The organism is Anabaena sp. FACHB-1237 (genome assembly GCF_014696225.1).
In the GTDB taxonomy this organism is placed as follows: domain Bacteria; phylum Cyanobacteriota; class Cyanobacteriia; order Cyanobacteriales; family Nostocaceae; genus FACHB-1237.
Genome location: NZ_JACJPV010000030.1, coordinates 29,884 through 47,588 on the forward strand (window position 1 = coordinate 29,884; position 17,705 = coordinate 47,588).

A 17,705-nucleotide genomic window follows, 5' to 3' on the forward strand; every position below is an offset into this window, starting at 1 on the left:
AATCAACGAATTACAAACTATGACCACAGAACTAGTAGAAGAGTTAGGCCAAGCAGTGGAACTGCGTCGCAATTTTGCCATTATTTCTCACCCTGATGCTGGTAAAACTACTTTAACTGAAAAGTTATTATTATACGGAGGTGCTATTCATGAAGCAGGAGCGGTAAAAGCTCGTAGAGACCAGCGTAAAGTCACTTCAGACTGGATGGCTATGGAACAACAGAGGGGTATTTCTATAACCTCAACAGTATTACAATTTACCTATAATAGTTGTCAAATTAATTTACTGGATACTCCTGGACACCAAGATTTCAGTGAAGATACTTACAGGACTTTAGCTGCTGCTGATAATGCGGTAATGTTAATTGATGCAGCTAAAGGCTTAGAACCACAAACGCGGAAATTATTTGAAGTGTGTAAAATGCGAGGTATTCCCATTTTTACCTTTGTTAATAAATTAGATCGTCCAGGACGTGAACCCTTAGAATTATTAGATGAGATTGAACAGGAATTAGGTTTACAAACCTATGCCGTTAATTGGCCTATAGGAACAGGCGATCGCTTTAAAGGAGTATGGGACAGACAACAACAACAAGTTCATTTATTTGAACGTAGTTCTCATGGTAGCAAAGAAGCAAAGGAAACTATCATAGATAATATTCAACTGGAATCAGTATTAGAGCAAGACCTTTACCATCAACTACAAAATGACATAGAATTATTAGAAGGAGTAGGACCAGAACTAGATTTAGACTTAGTGCATCAAGGTAAAATGACACCAGTGTTTTTTGGTAGCGCGATGACAAATTTCGGTGTTGAGTTATTTCTCAAGTATTTTCTCCATTATGCTCTTAAACCTGGAATACATAATAGTAGCGTGGGAGAAGTTGAGCCTACCTATCCCGAATTTTCTGGTTTTGTTTTCAAACTGCAAGCAAACATGGACCCTAAACATAGAGATAGAATAGCTTTTGTCCGGGTTTGCACAGGAAAGTTTGAAAAGGATATGACAGTAAATCATGCTCGCACAGGAAAGGTAGTTCGTCTATCTCGTCCGCAAAAATTGTTTGCACAGGAGAGAGAATCAATAGACGTAGCTTATCCTGGTGATGTTATCGGTTTAAATAATCCTGGGGTATTTGCAATTGGTGATACAATTTATACAGGGCAAAAGTTAGAATATGAAGGTATACCCTATTTTTCACCGGAACTATTTGCTACTTTAAGAAATCCTAATCCTTCTAAATTCAAACAATTCCAGAAAGGCGTATCTGAATTAAAAGAAGAGGGGGCTGTACAAATTATGTATGCTATGGATGAATCTAAACGCGATCCTATATTAGCCGCAGTTGGACAACTGCAATTTGAAGTAGTGCAATTCCGCTTACAGAATGAATATGGAGTAGAAACGATTTTAGACTTGTTGCCTTATAGTGTGGCTCGTTGGGTAGTAGGAGGTTGGGATGAACTAGCAAAAGTAGGACGGTTATTTAATACAACTACTGTGAAAGATGGTATGGATAGACCTGTATTATTATTTCGCAATGAATGGAATTGTCAACAATTACAAGGTGATCATCCAGAGTTGCAATTAAGCGCGATCGCTCCTGTTTTTTCTCATTCACAGCAGGGTTAGGAGTCACTAACTCAGTGGGGGTTTAGCAGTGCTAAACCCCCACAAGGGTCAGAGTCAAGAATTTTCTCCCAGCACGCCGCTCCCTGGACTCCATAAAAATATCTTAATTGTATAAATGGGACTATGGTTAAATTTATATGGCTTCACACTCCGAATCATGTTTAGAAGCAGGTTTAGCTGCACTTAAACAAGGAAATTATCAAACGGCGATCGCTAACCTTGAACCCATTGCTAACAACCATCATCAAAGTAAGGCTTGTTTACAGGCTAAAGTAGGTTTAGTTATGGCCTATGCTCGCACAGGAGAAATCGCTAAAGCAATATCTCTCTGTGAAGCTCTTATTGTCAGCAGTAAACCAGATGTCCAAGAATGGGCAAAAAACGCATTAAAACATCTAAAGGAACGTAATAAGCGTCCACAAAAAGCCCCAGAAGGTATACAAACAAATCCTGATAAATATATTAAGCATAATAAAGACCATGAAAATATTAATAGTGATGATAAGGATAATACCAAGACAATTAAAATCCATTGGATAAAAGCCAGACGGGCTAAAGTGTGGCAACCACTTCGCAAATCTAATTTAATCTTATCTCGGTTATTATCTATAATTACTTTTATAGCTTTATTCTGGACAGTACGTATTATTTTCACGTCCTGTTTACGTTTAATAAACATGATAATATATCAAATGCCTTTTGTAAAAGCCATGCAAATTTTTGATCAAGATCCCAGTTTTTTGATCTTGGCAATATTAGCAATTTTAATAATAATATCACCTTGGCTATTAGACTGGTTATTAGAAAAATATTTAGACCAAGAAGAACTAACAAAAGAAAAATTAAGCTGCTATAGTCGAGAGACAATGCGAGTTATGCAACGTATTTGTCAACAAAAACGCTGGAAGACACCAAAATTAAAGATATTACCAATTTCCACCCCCATGTTGCTTAGTTATGGTAATTTACCAGGTACAGCCAGAATTACCATTAGTCAAGGTTTGTTAGAAGCACTAGCAGATGATGAAATAGCTACCCTGTACGCTTTTTGTTTAGGACAAATAGGACGTTGGGATTTTATGTTAATGTCATTATTACTATTAATTACCTGGCCATTTTACGCCATATATCAAAAAGTATCAAATTGGGGCAATAAACAAAAACAAAACATTGGGAAATGGATAGCCACATTTATTTCTCGTGTGAGTTATAGCTTATGGTGTATCCTTACAGGTACAGCTTTATTCAACTCCCGTGAAAGAATTTATTATAGCGATCGCCAAGCAGCAGAAATCACAGGTAATCCTAATGGCTTAACTCGTGCTTTACTAAAAATATCATTAGGAATTGCCCATGACATTCATAAACAACAACATAGTTGTTGGCAATTAGAAACCTTCAATATTTTAGCCCCTGTATCTTATCAACAAAGTATGACATTGGGCAGCATCCCTCATCATCTTGCCTTTGAAAACTATTTGCAATGGGAAAAATTTCAACCCCATCGCCAATGGTTTACAATTAATCAGACTCATCCATTATTAGGCGATCGCCTGCACAGACTTAATCAAATAGCAGAAAATTGGCATCTCAACACAGAAATACATTTCCATAACCCAGGACTTATTAGTAGTGAACCACAAACATTCTTGTTACAAATTGCTCCCTGGATAGGACTACCATTAGGTATTGTATTAGCAGGAGTAATCTGGTCAATATGGCAAATAGGATACATATTACATATTATTAACCTGAAATGGATTTATGATAATCCATCCTTTATTCTAGGTTGTATCCTCATTGGCTTTAGTATAGGTACATTCATCAGAATTAATCACCTATTTCCCGATATTGAACCGAGTAAAATTCATCAAGATCCTCAACTTCCGCAGCTTTTAGCAGATCCCTCACATTTACCCATAGATAGCATAGGTATCAGTGTTACTGGTAAACTATTAGGCCGTCATGGCATTAATAATAGCCTAGCCCAAGACCTCATCTTACAAACAAACCACATTTTACTCAAATTACATCATATATCTTGGCTAGGAGAATCATGTTCAATTGAAGAAATAATTGGTAAACAAGTAACAGTCACAGGTTGGTTAAGACGTGGTGCAACAGCTTGGATAGACATTCAAACTTTAGAAACCCCAGGGGGCAAAAAAATCAATAGTCTCCATCCCGTCTTGTCAATGATCATTGCCGTTGCTTCCTTAGTATGGGGCGTTTATATTATGTTAAAAGGTTAGTAACTGAGAATTAGACCCTACCTTGGGCATTCTAAACTTTTATTGATGAAAATATTTTCTCACTTAACATATTCCACTATCACTGGTGTATGATCGCTAGGCTGTTCTAACTTTCTCGGATCAATATCAATTATACAACTTTGGACGATATCGCTCAAAACAGGCGTTAAATAATGATGATCTATTCTCCATCCTAAATTTCTCTTAAAAGCTGCTGTGCGATAATCCCACCAGCTATAATGTCCTGGTTCACTGTTAAATTTACGGAAAGCATCACTAAAACCTAAACTTAATATATCTCGTAAAGCCTCCCTTTCTAATTCTGAAGCCATAATGTGATTTTCTATTTTGACTTTATCATTAATATCCCTATCTTCCAAGGCAATATTAAAATCACCACACAGAGAAGTTGCCGGGTTTACTAACAATAACTTTTGCAAATATTCCTTGAGAATTTTTAACCAACCTAATTTATATTCATATTTTTCACTACTTATAGATGAACCATTCGGTACATAAACATTCACAATTCTCATATCACCAAATACTCCCGTAATTACCCTTTTTTGTTCATCCCAAATAGGATTTATATCAGGAAGAATACTAGTAAAACCTTTACTGACATCTGTTAAAGGCTGACGACTAATTAACGCCACACCATTATAGGATTTTTGCCCATAAATATAAACAGAATAACCCAATTTTTCAAAATCAATAATGGGAAAATCCTTATCTATAACCTTAGTTTCTTGTAGACACAGAACATCAATGGTATTTTCACCTAACCAATTAATAACTTGTGATAAGCGAGTCCGAATTGAATTAACATTCCAAGTAGCAATTTTCATATTGTAATTGATTTCTAACTTATTAATGATCCCCAAGATAGATGAAGATTCTCAATCCTTATCTATAGTTTAATAATGTACATTGGCATCACAGATTCTTGTAACTCTCTTATCAGGAAAAACTACTTTTTTAACGGTGATTTAACGGAAAATTAAATGTAATTTGTCACCATATTGCTTTCCGTAACATACATAAAATACCAATTTTTAGGAGGACATTGGCATGAGTATTAAAGTTAATAGTTGCCTTTGCTGTGGTGGATCTGTCTTACGTCATATCCGTCATAATCAAATTTATTGGTTTTGTACATCTTGTAGACAAGAAGTTCCATTATTAAACAACAGTATTTTATCTGATTTACCGACGCAAACCACAAATATTTTACCCCAACCTGTGCTAAGTTCGGTTTATCCCAGCTTATCTCACGAAAATATTAGCAACGATGTTAGCAACTTTACTGTATGGTCAAGAAGATTTACGTCTAGAACAAGTACCTGATCCTACTCCAAACCAGGGGGAAGTAGTGATTCAGGTACAAGCAGCTACCACTTGCGGTACAGATTTAAAGGTGTGGCGACGAGGTGGCCACGCTAAGATGTTGACTCTACCAACTTTGTTCGGTCATGAAGGATCTGGAACAATTGTAGCTGTAGGTGCTGGTGTGACAAATTGGCAAGTAGGCGATCGCGTAGTAGCTAATAATTCTGCCCCTTGCATGAAATGTTTCTTTTGTCAACGTCGAGAATATTCTTTATGTCCTCATATCACTTGGAATAATGGCACTTTTGCCCAATATCTGAAAATACCCCCTCCTATAGTTGAGCATAATCTCTTAAAACTTCCCGATCATCTACCTTTTGCCTTAGCCTCTCTCACTGAACCCCTAGCTTGTGTATTACATGGTGTAGCACGTTCTCAAGTCAAACCCCAGGATCGAGTAGTCATTTTAGGGGATGGGGCAATTGGATTAATGTTTGTAGCAGTTTTAGCGGCAAATACGGAAGTAATTATATTCGGTGGTAATAATCAAAGGTTAGAAGTTGCCAAGAAGTTAGGATCAACAAAAACATTTAATTATAAACAAGTTGATGATATTCCTGCCCTAGTTAAAGAATTAAGTGATGGTTGGGGTGCAGATATAGTTATAGAAGCTACAGGAGTAAATACAGTATGGGAACAAGCGATCGCCTGTGGCCGTCCTGGTGCAACTATTAACTTATTTGGTGGTTGTCCTAAAAACACTACAATTACTGTAAATACCGAAGAGTTACATTATAGTGAACTTACCCTCAAAGGCGTATTTCACAACACACCAGAATATGTGAAACAGGCTTTATTACTCCTAGCTAGTGGTAAAATTCCCTTTCATTTACTGATTAGTGAACAGCGACCCTTGCAAGATTTACAACAAGTCTTTCAGGATATGCAAGCACGTAAAGTAATTAAAGTAGCCATGATTTAAGTAGGAGCGATCGGGCAATGTTCTCTACAAAAATTAGCAATTATAGTAACCCAAGTTGCTAATCAAGCTGTTCTGCTTTTAATTTGGATATATAGATGCAAGCAAGATGCTTGCACTACAGTAATTTTAGCCTGTGAAATTCATTTGTGGGTGGGCGTGTCAGCCAAACAAATAAGCCATCTGTACGTTAAATTCACTTTTGAATATTTTCTTAAAATTTTCTTAATATTTTCCACATTGTCAACTTTGAATTATTGTGATAGAGTTAGATTCAAGTGGAGTGGAATACACAAAATATTAACTGTGTCTTTCGCCGAATCAAAATAAAACCAACTTTGAAATTAGAACCGTTTAGGCGACAAGGAGGTGATGCCCATGATAGAAAGTAGTAAAAGCATGGGTCATCAGGTTGCAGTTAGCCGGCTGTGTGCCGGGGCTGTTCTCTAAAAGTTAGCCTTAGTTATCTCGAACTAATATCTGGAACTAAGTTAGCTCAACTAGCTAGGCTGAACATCGGAGTTCCTTCCGGCAGTCTGGTTGCAATCTGAAGACCCGCTACACCGCTCTGATTGATGTCATCTGATATACATCAGAGCGGATAGTTTTTGGCAAAATAGAACAGCTATAGTTATCAGCAAATATCATAGAGATTTCAAAATATGGCAGAACTGCTCACAAGCGAGGAAATCGCATTACAAAGTAGTACATTATCAGGTTGGACAGTGGAAGGAGCAAAACTGCGAACCACCCGTAAATTTAAAGACTTTATCCAAGCCATTGAGTTTGTCAACAAATTAGTAGCACCATCTGAGTCAGCAGGACACCATCCAGATATAGAGATTTCTTACAATCAAGTTAAAATTACACTAACTACACATGATTCAGGTGGACTGACACAGAACGATTTTCACCTAGCACAGATAATTTCCCAAATCAGCTAATTAGACATCTTGTGGTAATGTGCATAACCACCAAACCCTTGTAGGGACAATTGATAAATTGTCCCTACCATAATTTTCACCCCTATGTCTATTACACATAGGAGTGAAAAAGAAGCTGAAACCCTTAACCTGTCCAGCTAAAAACCTAATTCCTGGGGAGGTTTATTGGGTATTGGAACTTCCACAGACGATTTTAGTCAGGATTAATAAAGTTACTGATGTAGTTTAAGGTGATGGAATAGATTTTGATTACAGACTAGATCATTTCTGATCATGGATCTTGAACATCGAAATCTATTATGATAATATATTGCTATCAGTAAAAGTTTTTGCATCAGGTAATTAAATTGAATCTTAACGAGTTGTTAATCATTTATTAGCCTAGTAAAAACTAAAATACTCATAAGGGCAAAACCCAAAATGTAGCAAAATTGTAACAAAGTGTAGTCTAACTAATAGATTAGAACAGACAAACTAAGTTATTCATGTATGAGGTGTGAGGAGAACGAAAAATATGTCTAATATATTGTGGAAATCTTTAGTAGTTAGTCCAGCAGTATTGGGAGCAACGTTGTTAGTGTCTTCCTCTGCGATGGCTGCCCCAACCGCAACAAAAGAGGCAACCACCGTTGAAACAAGAGCTACAGAAGTTGCTCCAGTAAGCAAAGAATCTCAAATTTTAGCTCAAGTAACATCAGTTTCTCAGTTTTCTGACGTTCAGCCTACAGATTGGGCTTTCCAAGCATTACAATCCTTAGTAGAACGTTATGGTTGTATTGCAGGTTATCCCAACGGTACATTTCGCGGTAATCGTGCTTTAAGCCGTTATGAATTTGCTTCTGGTTTAAATGCTTGTTTAGATCGTGTCAATGAATTAATCGCCACAGCAACTGCTGATATGGTGAAAAAAGAAGATTTAGCTACTTTACAGCGTTTACAAGAAGAATTTAGTGCAGAATTAGCAACTCTTAGGGGTCGGGTAGATGCTTTAGAAGCGCGTACTACTGAATTAGAAGCTAACCAATTTTCCACCACTACCAAGTTAAAAGGTGAAGCTATTTTTGCTGTATCTGATGCTTTTAGTAATGAAACAGGAGACGCTAATAATACTGTTTTCCAAGATCGGGTACGTTTAACCTTAGAAAGCAGCTTTACTGGTAAAGACTTGTTAACCACTCGTTTAGCTGCAGGTAATGCTAATGGTTTTAGTCTCAGAGACAAAACTAATACTCCTATTGCTACAGCCGTAGGTACTCAAACTTTTGAAGTAGGTAGCACAGGAGCAAACGCGGTTGATATTGACAAAATCACTTATCAAGCTCCCTTTGGACCTGCTAGAGTTTACATTGCTGCTACAGGTGGTCAACACAGTAATTATGCGGCTGTTAATAACCCCTACTTCTTTGATAAAACTGATGGCGGTAATGGTGCTTTAACAACCTTTGCATCTGAAAGCCCTATTTATAGAATTGGTGGTGGTTCAGGTATTGCTATTAATTTACCTTTTAGCAAAGGTGTCGGTCCTATTAAAGGCAGTTCTTTAACCTTTGGTTACTTAGCTTCTGATGCTGAAAGTCCTGGTGCTAACAATGGTTTATTTAATGGTAACTATGCTGCATTAGGTCAGGTTAACTTTAATGTTGGTAAGATTGGTTTAGCTGCAACTTATGTACATGGTTATCATGGTACTGGTAGTACCTTATTTGATAATGATGCTGGCATTGGTGCTGTAGTTGGTACATCTCAAGCTAACGTCTTAACTGGTGCCACTTCCAGTAACTCCTACGGTATTTCCGCAGCTTTCCAACCTAGCAATAAACTTTCTATTAGTGGTTTCGTTTCTTATCATAATATTGTTCCTGAAACTGTGGGTGGTAGTGATAAAGAAGCGTGGAGCTATGGTGTGGGTTTAGCATTACCTGACTTTGGCAAGCCTGGTAACGTCTTAGGTGTTTTTGGTGGCGCACAACCCTATTCTCTAACTGCTGGTGCTGGTGATATTCCTTACCAAGTAGAAGGTTTCTATAAGTATCGTGTTTCTGAAAATATTTCTGTAACTCCTGGTATTATCTGGACGACTGCTCCGGGACAAAATTCCGGTGTTGGTGGTGCTAATGATGCGTTTATCGGTACTTTGAGAACTACTTTCACGTTTTAATTAGCTGTCAGTAGTAAAAGCTGTTAAATGTGCTTTAAAAAGATTAAAGTCTTTGAATCTTGGAGTTTTTAATTATTCCCCCATCTGTTGATGGGGGTTTTTTATGATAAAAAAATATAAACCCCAGTTTACAACCGTAGTATGTTATAATTTAGGAGTTCAGAACCTTGAGAATTAGGTTTAAAATTAAAATATTGATCTGATGTTGATCTGATATTGATCTGAAGATGATATTTCTTTACGCATCTAAACAGATAAAACCTACCTGGGTAGGTTGGTAATTTTTGATTATTTTCTGATTATTTTTTGATGATCCTTTATCCTTGATTTTTATTGTGGAACTATCTTGTAAGTCAGAGTACGCTATTTTAGCCTTATTAGAAATGGCAACTTATTATCATAGTGGTGAACCAATGCAAATTCGCCAAATTGCTACTCAACAAAATATACCGGATCGGTATTTAGAACAGTTATTAGCGACTTTGAGACGTGGTGGTATTATCAAAAGCCAACGCGGTTCTAAAGGTGGTTATTTTTTGGCGCGTGAACCTTGGAAAATTAGTGTTTTTGACATTTTGGAGTGTTTGGAAGGTTTAGATGTGAATAGTAATGAACAGGATCACAAGTCTGAAAGCGTTGATAGTGCTGTCATTGGCGAAATTTGGCAGGAAGCACGTCAAGCGGCTAGTTTGGTGTTGAAAAACTATTCTTTACAGGATCTTTGTGAAAAGCGAGATTTGCGACGGCAATTAGATATTATGTATTACATTTAGAGTTGTTAGGGTGTAAGTTAATGAGAATTGCTGAAAATATTACAGAGTTAATTGGCCGTACTCCTTTGGTAAAGTTAAACCGTATTCCCCAGGCTGAAGGTTGTGTGGCTAAAATTGTGGTGAAGCTGGAAAGTATGAACCCTTCTGCTTCGGTAAAAGACAGAATTGGGGTAAGTATGATTTCTGCTGCGGAGGATGAGGGCTTAATTAGTCCTGGTAAGACAATTTTAGTAGAACCTACTTCTGGTAATACGGGTATTGCTTTGGCTATGGCTGCGGCCGCAAAGGGGTATAAGTTAGTGTTAACCATGCCAGAAACTATGAGTGCGGAACGTCGGGCTATGTTGCGGGCTTATGGGGCTGAATTAGAGTTAACACCGGGTATTGAGGGAATGAGTGGTGCTATTCGCCGGGCACAGGAAATTGTGGAGAGAACACCTTATGCTTATATGTTACAACAGTTTCGTAATCCCGCTAATGCGAAAATTCACCGAGAAACTACGGCAGAGGAAATTTGGAGTGATACTGATGGGGAGGTGGATATAGTTGTTGGAGGTGTGGGTACGGGAGGTACTATTACTGGTGTGGCGGAGGTGCTGAAAAAAAGAAAGGCCAGTTTTCAGGCGATCGCTGTTGAACCTGCTAATAGCCCTGTTTTATCAGGTGGTAGGCCAGGTCCCCATAAAATTCAGGGTATTGGGGCTGGTTTTATACCCCAGGTTTTAAAGGTAGAATTATTGGATGAGATTATTACTGTGAGTGATGATGAGGCGATCGCTTATAGTCGCAGATTAGCACGGGAAGAAGGTTTGCTTTCTGGTATTTCTACTGGTGCAGCTTTGTGTGGGGCTATTCGTGTGGCGCAGCGTCCTGAAAATAAGGATCGTTTAATTGTGATGATTCAACCTAGTTTCGGTGAAAGATATTTAAGTACACCTCTGTTCCAAGATTTAGAAATTAAATAGTTATTAGATATACCGCAGTTTCCGTTATTATGAGGTACAGATGTTAATGATAAAACCCTTGTAACACAGGCATCTTGCTGTGTTCATAGTGTACCTCATGTACATGGAATGTGCTGTAAATAAAAGATTCCGATCCCCGACTTCTTAGATGGGGATCTTGTGGTTAGGTTGTGATAAAATCAGATAAAATAAGTAGTTTTCATAAGTTTTCATAAGTTTTTTAAAATCTTTGAACATTTTTGAACATTGTTTAATAACTGAATAACTTTTAATATTTACTGCTATAGTATTCCTTACTTAGAGGAGTACACTATGTTTACTAGACTTAATAATCTGTGGAATCAGTTTTTCAGAAGATCAAGAAGTATCAATAATGAACCATTAAATAAAGTAAGTTTATTAGTAATAATAATTGTTGATCTTTTTATTTTAATTAATGTTTTTACAGGGTTAAATGATATTAGTAGATGGCATTTAAGCCCCCAACAAGTATATCCTTGTTATGCAGAATGGGAAGGTTATCAGAAAAATAATAGTCCAGAGAAAGATTATGAATTGGTGCAAAGTTTTTTATCTTATAATGATAATATCAAAAGTAATTATCAACAAAGTTATCAAGATCAAGAAATAGGACATTTAGGGAAAGTTTCTGGAGTTTGTTTAGAATATGCTAGTATTAAGGATAAATTTAATAATGGAGAAAATCAAGCTTTATTAAGTAGCATAAATACCAAACAAGATAATATTAATAGACTAGAATCTGATAATATAACTATTAGGAGTCAATATGATTCTACTGTACTAGAAAAAATTGCGGGACAGTCTCCAAATAAATCAATAAACCAGGTAAAAGCCGAAGAAGCAAAACAGAAATTAGAGGAAAATAGTCAGAAAATATCACAAATTAAAGAGGAAATTGTTAAATTTAAAAATAATTTGTTACAGAAACCATCAAGTCAAAATTTACTTAATTTTGTCAAAGATAGAAGTAAATTTAACGATGTGGAAACTGGTTATGAAAATGCGTCGTTTTGGTATCCTAGTATTCAATTAGGTTTTCAGGTTTTGTTTTTAGCACCATTAATAATTATTGCGTTATTAGTAAATAACTATACTCAAAGTCGTGGATATGGTTTAATAGCGTTAATTAGTTGGCATTTATTGGTTATTTTCTTCATTCCTTTAATTTTCAAAACTTTTGAATTTTTGCAAGTTGGTGTTATTGCAAAGTTCATTTTTGATATTATCAGTGCTATCTTTGGAGGTTTAGTCTTTTTAGTTCAATATGTTTATATTCTGTTAATTCCTTTAGTGGGTTTTGCTATTATCAAATTTCTGCAAAGGTTTGTTTTTAATACTAAGTCTCAAGCAGCAAAACGAGTACAAAAGTCACAATGTATTAACTGCGCGAAAACAATTAGAATTCAAGATGCTCATTGTCCCCATTGCGGTTATTATCAATATGTAGAATGTCATTATTGCCATGAGTTGACTTATAAAAAGTTACCTTATTGTTATCATTGTGGTACTGAGCAAACTCATGATAGTTAATTAAGTAGGGTGCGTTAGTGATAACGTAACGCACCAAATTATTATATACTCTATTACAATTTGGATAATGCAAGCAAGATGCTTGCGCTACATGATAGGTAATTAAGTAACGCACCAAATTATTATATAATCTATTACAATTTGGATAATGCAAGCAAGATGCTTGCGCTACATGATAGTTAATTAAGTAGGGTGCGTTAGTGATAACGTAACGCACCAAATTGTTATATAATCTATTACAATTTGGATAATGCAAGCAAGATGCTTGCGCTACATGATAGTTAATTAAGTAACGCACCAAATTATTATATAATCTATTACAATTTGGATAATGCAAGCAAGATGCTTGCGCTACTGTGAGAATATTTTATTATTTAAATAGATATTGATAGATTGATTAATATTTATGAGGATGGACAAATCAAGAAATAGGAAGATTGGATTTTAAAGTTGTACAATTGGTTAAATCTTCTATTTATCAAGCTGAAAGCTGAAAGCTGATTACTGAAAGTTGATTACTGAAAGTTAATAATTATATTAATTAAAATGAAACAATCATTATTTACAGTAGAAAATCTCCGTGTTGCTTATCCCCAAAGAGGAAAAGAAGCAGAAACTTGGGCAGTTAATGATGTATCTTTTACATTACAACCTGGAGAAAAAATGGGTTTGGTAGGGGAGTCAGGATGTGGAAAATCTACTATTGGTAAAGCTGTGATGCGCTTATTACCGGAAAATAGTCAAGTTACAGGTAAAGTAATATTTCGGGGAGATTCTGTATTAGATTTAACTCCTGAACAAATGCGAAAATTTCGTGGGGAAGCGGTTGCATTAATATTTCAAGATCCTATGACGCGACTTGATCCATTAATGACTATTGGTAATCATTGTTTAGAGACATTGGCAGCACATTTTCCAGACTTGTCGAAACAGCAAGCAAAAGAAAAGGCGTTAGAAACGTTAGCGAAGGTGAAAATACCTGCAAGTCGTTGGAGTCAGTTTCCCCATGAGTTTAGTGGGGGGATGCGTCAAAGGGTAGCTATTGCCTTAGCATTGTTATTAAGTCCTAAGTTAATTGTTGCGGATGAACCTACGACGAGTTTGGATGTAACGGTTTCTGCTCAAATTTTGCAGGAGTTGACGCGGTTATGTAGTGAAGAGAATATGGGGTTGCTGTTAATTTCCCATGATTTAGCAATGGTAGCAGAATATTGCGATCGCATTGGGGTGATGTACCAAGGAAAAATGGTGGAAATGGGAAAAACGGAGGTGGTATTTCAACAACCACAACATGAATATACTCAATCTTTATTAAAAGCAGCTTTACATATTCAACAAGAAAAAGGAATAGATGCTAAGGAAGAGGGAAGAGAAAAAACGGAACGGGAAAAATTACCCATTTTAAAGGTTAGGGAATTGCAGCAGCATTACACTATTGAACCTAATTTTGTGCAAAGATTATTTAAAACTGAAATTCAGACGATTAAAGCTGTGGATGGAATTAACTTAGAATTGTATCCAGGGGAAATTTTAGGGTTGGTTGGGGAGTCGGGATGTGGTAAGAGTACACTTTCGAGAACGATTTTACAACTAATTAAACCTACTGCGGGAAAGGTGGAATTTTTAGGACAGGAATTAACTAGTTTAACTAGGGAAAAAGTTCGCACTTGTCGTAGACAAATACAAATGGTATTTCAAGATCCTCATGCTTGTTTAAATCCGGTGATGACGGTGGGAGAAAGTATAGCTGATCCTTTGTTAATTCATAAGTTAGCTGATAGTAAAAAAGCACGGGAAGAAGTTTTGTGGATGCTAGAGAAAGTAGGTTTGACACCTGCCCAGATGTATTATCAATGTTATCCTGGGGAATTATCTGGAGGACAGCAGCAAAGAGTCGCTATTGCACGGGCTTTAATTACTCGTCCTAAGTTGATAATATGTGATGAACCAGTGAGTATGTTAGATGCTAGTGTACAATCTCAGGTGTTAGATTTGATGTTGCAGTTAAAGGTAGAATTTGAGTTAACCTATTTATTTATTACTCATGATTTGTGGTTGGCAAGATTTTTGTGCGATCGCATTGCGGTGATGAATGGTGGTAAGATCGTAGAATTGGGTGCAACTAAGGAAATTTTTAGTCGTCCCCAACATCCTTATACCCAAACTCTTTTAGCGGCAGCACCTTTATTGGCTAAAACGTAGTTTAGTTTTTAGGAGTCAGAGGAAACAGTTAAAACCTTTGAAGTTTTGCGTTTTTGAACTTGTAAATTTTCACTTATTACTATTACCTAAATGTAAAATAGCTAAATCTAAAATCTCAACTCACTAATTGTATGATGATTCGTTATGGTACAGAAAAAGACTTACCTGCTATTGTAGAAATTTATAATGCGGCTGTTCCCACGCGCATGGCCACAGCAGACTTAGAACCTGTGTCTATAGAAAGTCGCAAAAATTGGTTTAGAGCAAGAAATTCTTCTCATCTTCCTTTATGGGTGGTAGAAGTTGATGGTATGATTGGTGGATGGTTGAGTTTTCAATCTTTTTATAATCGTCCGGCTTATTATGCTACAGCAGAAATTAGTATCTATATTTCCCCTGATTTTCAAAGACAAGGTTTGGCTAAAAAACTTTTGCAAGAAGCTATTACTCAATGTCCAAATTTAGGGATTAAAAATCTTATGAGTTTCATTTTCGCCCATAATGAACCTAGTTTAAATCTTTTCTCATCTTTCGGTTTTCAACATTGGGGACTTTTACCTAAAGTTGCTGATTTAGATGGTGTAGAAAGAGACTTAATAATTTTAGGGTTGAATTTAATTGAGAGTTAATGATCATGAGCAATTGTAAAGCATAGATGATGCTACTAAAAAAATTATCAAAGATATATCAAAGATAATTTAAAACAATCTATCAGGAATTTTTTCCAACATCAAAAAAATCCTAATTATCAAGTTTTGGATGATATGCAGCAGATTCCTTTGTTATGAGGTACAGTCTAAAATTCTTGGTTTTTAAATTCTACTTTATGCCTGAAAATAAAGTGTACTTCATTATATCGGGAAGTGCTGTAAGAATAGTAGAAATAATAAATCCCACATTCCGCACCCTGGGGTGTCACATGGTATGATCACTTAATTTTCTCTTGATTTTTGGATATAAATTATGCCTTGCTGGCATCCTACCTCCGTTAATTTTTTGATAATTAGTATACAATACAACCTCATGTTATCATAAAAAATGGTAAAACCAATTGTGACAGTTGAGGGTGCGGAAGATAGGCTATATTGGAACAATGTCACAGGAGAAAAAGACGGTTATGGTTTAGCGATCGCCACTACTATCAAAAACCCCCCATGGCCAACAATATATTTTCCTCAAAATACTTACTATCATCCGCTGAATCAACTTACAACGAACTGGTAAAATTAAAACAACAAAGTAATGCAATTCAATTATCAAAAATCCAATAATTGCAGGCAAGATGCCTGCATTACTATATTTGGTCACTGTTTACCCAAAACCGGAGTTTTCCCTTTTAGTCCTATCATTAATTTCAGCGCAAATACTCTAATCATCGGGACTTTTTGCATCATCCATAAACCCATGCGTCTTAATATTACTAATGGTAGGAAATTATTAGAAAAAACTCGATCTAATAAATCAGTAAAACCTAATATCGCTAAGTTTTCTTTTGTGCGCCAAATTTCATATTTTTTGAGGATAGAAATATTACCAATGTCTTGGCAATTTTGATGTGCTGTTTGGATAACTTCCGCTAATGCCGCTGCATCACGAATACCTAAATTTAAACCTTGTCCTCCCACAGGATGACAATTATGGGCAGCATCGCCAATTAACGCTAACCTAGGGAGTACATAGCGATCGCTCTGCATTAATTGTACTTGAAAAATAAATCTTTCGCCTAATAATTCTAATTTACCCATTTGTTGACCATATCTTTTACTTAATTCCGCTAAAAATTGTTCATCACTCAAACTACACAAAGCCTTAGCTTCCTCATGGGGTGCAGTCCACACAACGCGACAACGGTTCCCTGGTAATGGTAAAATGGCAAATGGACCACTAGACCAAAATTTTTCATAAGCTGTATTATTGTGTGGTTTTTCTGGTTTAATAAAAGCCACTATACATGATTGCCAATATTTCCAACCTTTAGTTTTTATTCCCGCTGCTTGACGAATTGCAGATTTAGAACCATCGGCTGCAACTAATAATTTACTGCGAATTATTTGAGTATGATCATTAATTTTGATGGTAATATTCACCGCATCTAGTTGATTTTCTGTTTTGATCACCTCCCCAGGACAAATATAAGTGACATTGCGACAATCATGAACGAACTCTTGTAAAGGCTCTAATATAGCATAATGTTCCGCAACATAACCTAACTCTCCCGTTTTGGCATCTTTTCCTAAATCAGAAGTTTGGAATTTTACAATGTTAGAATAATCAGCATCCGACAAACAAACTTGATGATATTTTTCAATATTAGGGAGCATTTTTTGCCAAATTCCTATCCCTTGAAAAATTCGCGCTGATAACAAATGTACCGCATAAGCCTGACCTTTAGCTACTGCCGCAGACGTAGGCTTTGCTTCAACGAGTAAAATATTTAAACCAGAGTTCTTTAACGCTGCTGCCAGAGTTAAACCAACTATTCCACCACCAACGATGACTAAATCATAATCACATCCCCAGTTAATTGTGCTGGGTACTTGAGAACTGGAAAAAGTAGGAGTTAATTGTGAGATAGACATTGTTAAGATAAATTACGGTATTTTAATATTATTGTGACGCGATCGCTCCAAAAAGGGCAAGAGAGTTTGATACCCAATCAAATCATAAAAGCATTCAGGTTGGTAATTATCAAATTGGGATAGCTGTCAACAATGATTTAGTAACATTAGTAAGAGTTTTACATCCCACATTCCGCACCCCAAACTGTCACAGAGGGAAATTACGTAGAGAAAAAATTAAAGGGAGCATCAAAACAAACATATAAAGTGAAAAAAGGCATTTGAGAAACAGTAAATCACCAAAAACGTCATCAAAACCTATTCTCAATAAGAACCAATAAGAATGCACACCACCTGG

14 protein-coding genes are annotated in these 17,705 nt (G+C 36.2%); 12 read left to right on the plus strand and 2 right to left on the minus strand.

Going from position 1 to position 17,705, the window contains the following annotated elements; genetic code table 11:
* The first annotated feature begins 19 nt into the window (after positions 1–19).
* Both prfC and H6F32_RS14630 read left to right on the plus strand, forming a co-directional pair.
* Complete coding sequence (gene prfC / locus H6F32_RS14625) at positions 20–1,636, plus strand: peptide chain release factor 3 (RefSeq protein ID WP_190370048.1); 1,617 nt, start codon at positions 20–22, stop codon at positions 1,634–1,636.
* A gap of 137 nt (positions 1,637–1,773) precedes the next feature.
* Positions 1,774–3,888, plus strand: coding sequence for a zinc metalloprotease HtpX (locus H6F32_RS14630; protein WP_190370049.1), 2,115 nt, complete (start codon positions 1,774–1,776; stop codon positions 3,886–3,888).
* A gap of 59 nt (positions 3,889–3,947) precedes the next feature.
* Here the strand turns inward: H6F32_RS14630 and xth are convergent, their stop codons facing one another.
* A complete protein-coding gene (gene xth, locus H6F32_RS14635) occupies positions 3,948–4,736 on the minus strand; it encodes an exodeoxyribonuclease III (protein WP_190370050.1) in 789 nt (262 codons plus the stop codon).
* A 223-nt stretch (positions 4,737–4,959) separates the two neighbouring features.
* On the opposite strand from xth, the gene H6F32_RS14640 reads away from it, so the two are divergent.
* The 10 genes from H6F32_RS14640 to H6F32_RS14685 all read left to right on the plus strand — a co-directional run bounded on the left by H6F32_RS14640 (position 4,960) and on the right by H6F32_RS14685 (position 16,013).
* A complete protein-coding gene (locus tag H6F32_RS14640) occupies positions 4,960–5,235 on the plus strand; it encodes a hypothetical protein (RefSeq protein WP_313926647.1) in 276 nt (91 codons plus the stop codon).
* Positions 5,180–6,199 carry a zinc-binding dehydrogenase gene (locus H6F32_RS14645; protein ID WP_190370051.1) on the plus strand — a complete coding sequence of 340 codons (1,020 nt, stop codon included), beginning with the start codon at positions 5,180–5,182 and terminating at the stop codon, positions 6,197–6,199. Before H6F32_RS14640 ends, H6F32_RS14645 begins: the two co-directional genes overlap by 56 nt.
* A gap of 659 nt (positions 6,200–6,858) precedes the next feature.
* Positions 6,859–7,140 carry a 4a-hydroxytetrahydrobiopterin dehydratase gene (locus tag H6F32_RS14650; protein ID WP_190370052.1) on the plus strand — a complete coding sequence of 94 codons (282 nt, stop codon included), beginning with the start codon at positions 6,859–6,861 and terminating at the stop codon, positions 7,138–7,140.
* Between the two features lie 514 nt (positions 7,141–7,654).
* The gene (locus H6F32_RS14655) at positions 7,655–9,298 is read left to right on the plus strand and encodes an iron uptake porin (protein WP_190370053.1); all 1,644 of its coding nucleotides are present in this window, start codon (positions 7,655–7,657) and stop codon (positions 9,296–9,298) included.
* Between the two features lie 335 nt (positions 9,299–9,633).
* Complete coding sequence (locus tag H6F32_RS14660) at positions 9,634–10,071, plus strand: Rrf2 family transcriptional regulator (RefSeq protein ID WP_190370054.1); 438 nt, start codon at positions 9,634–9,636, stop codon at positions 10,069–10,071.
* Between the two features lie 20 nt (positions 10,072–10,091).
* Complete coding sequence (gene cysK / locus H6F32_RS14665; RefSeq protein WP_190370055.1) at positions 10,092–11,036, plus strand: cysteine synthase A; 945 nt, start codon at positions 10,092–10,094, stop codon at positions 11,034–11,036.
* Positions 11,037–11,348: 312 nt separating this feature from the next.
* The gene (locus H6F32_RS14670; protein ID WP_190370056.1) at positions 11,349–12,587 is read left to right on the plus strand and encodes a hypothetical protein; all 1,239 of its coding nucleotides are present in this window, start codon (positions 11,349–11,351) and stop codon (positions 12,585–12,587) included.
* A 546-nt stretch (positions 12,588–13,133) separates the two neighbouring features.
* The gene (locus H6F32_RS14675; protein ID WP_190370057.1) at positions 13,134–14,789 is read left to right on the plus strand and encodes an ABC transporter ATP-binding protein; all 1,656 of its coding nucleotides are present in this window, start codon (positions 13,134–13,136) and stop codon (positions 14,787–14,789) included.
* A 131-nt stretch (positions 14,790–14,920) separates the two neighbouring features.
* Entirely contained in the window at positions 14,921–15,418 is a 498-nt protein-coding gene (locus H6F32_RS14680) for a GNAT family N-acetyltransferase (protein WP_190370058.1), read from the plus strand.
* A gap of 409 nt (positions 15,419–15,827) precedes the next feature.
* A complete protein-coding gene (locus tag H6F32_RS14685) occupies positions 15,828–16,013 on the plus strand; it encodes a hypothetical protein (RefSeq protein ID WP_190370059.1) in 186 nt (61 codons plus the stop codon).
* Positions 16,014–16,093: 80 nt separating this feature from the next.
* Here H6F32_RS14685 and H6F32_RS14690 read toward each other — a convergent pair whose 3' ends face one another.
* Complete coding sequence (locus tag H6F32_RS14690; protein ID WP_190370060.1) at positions 16,094–17,368, minus strand: FAD-dependent hydroxylase; 1,275 nt, start codon at positions 17,366–17,368, stop codon at positions 16,094–16,096.
* Positions 17,369–17,705 lie beyond the last annotated feature (337 nt).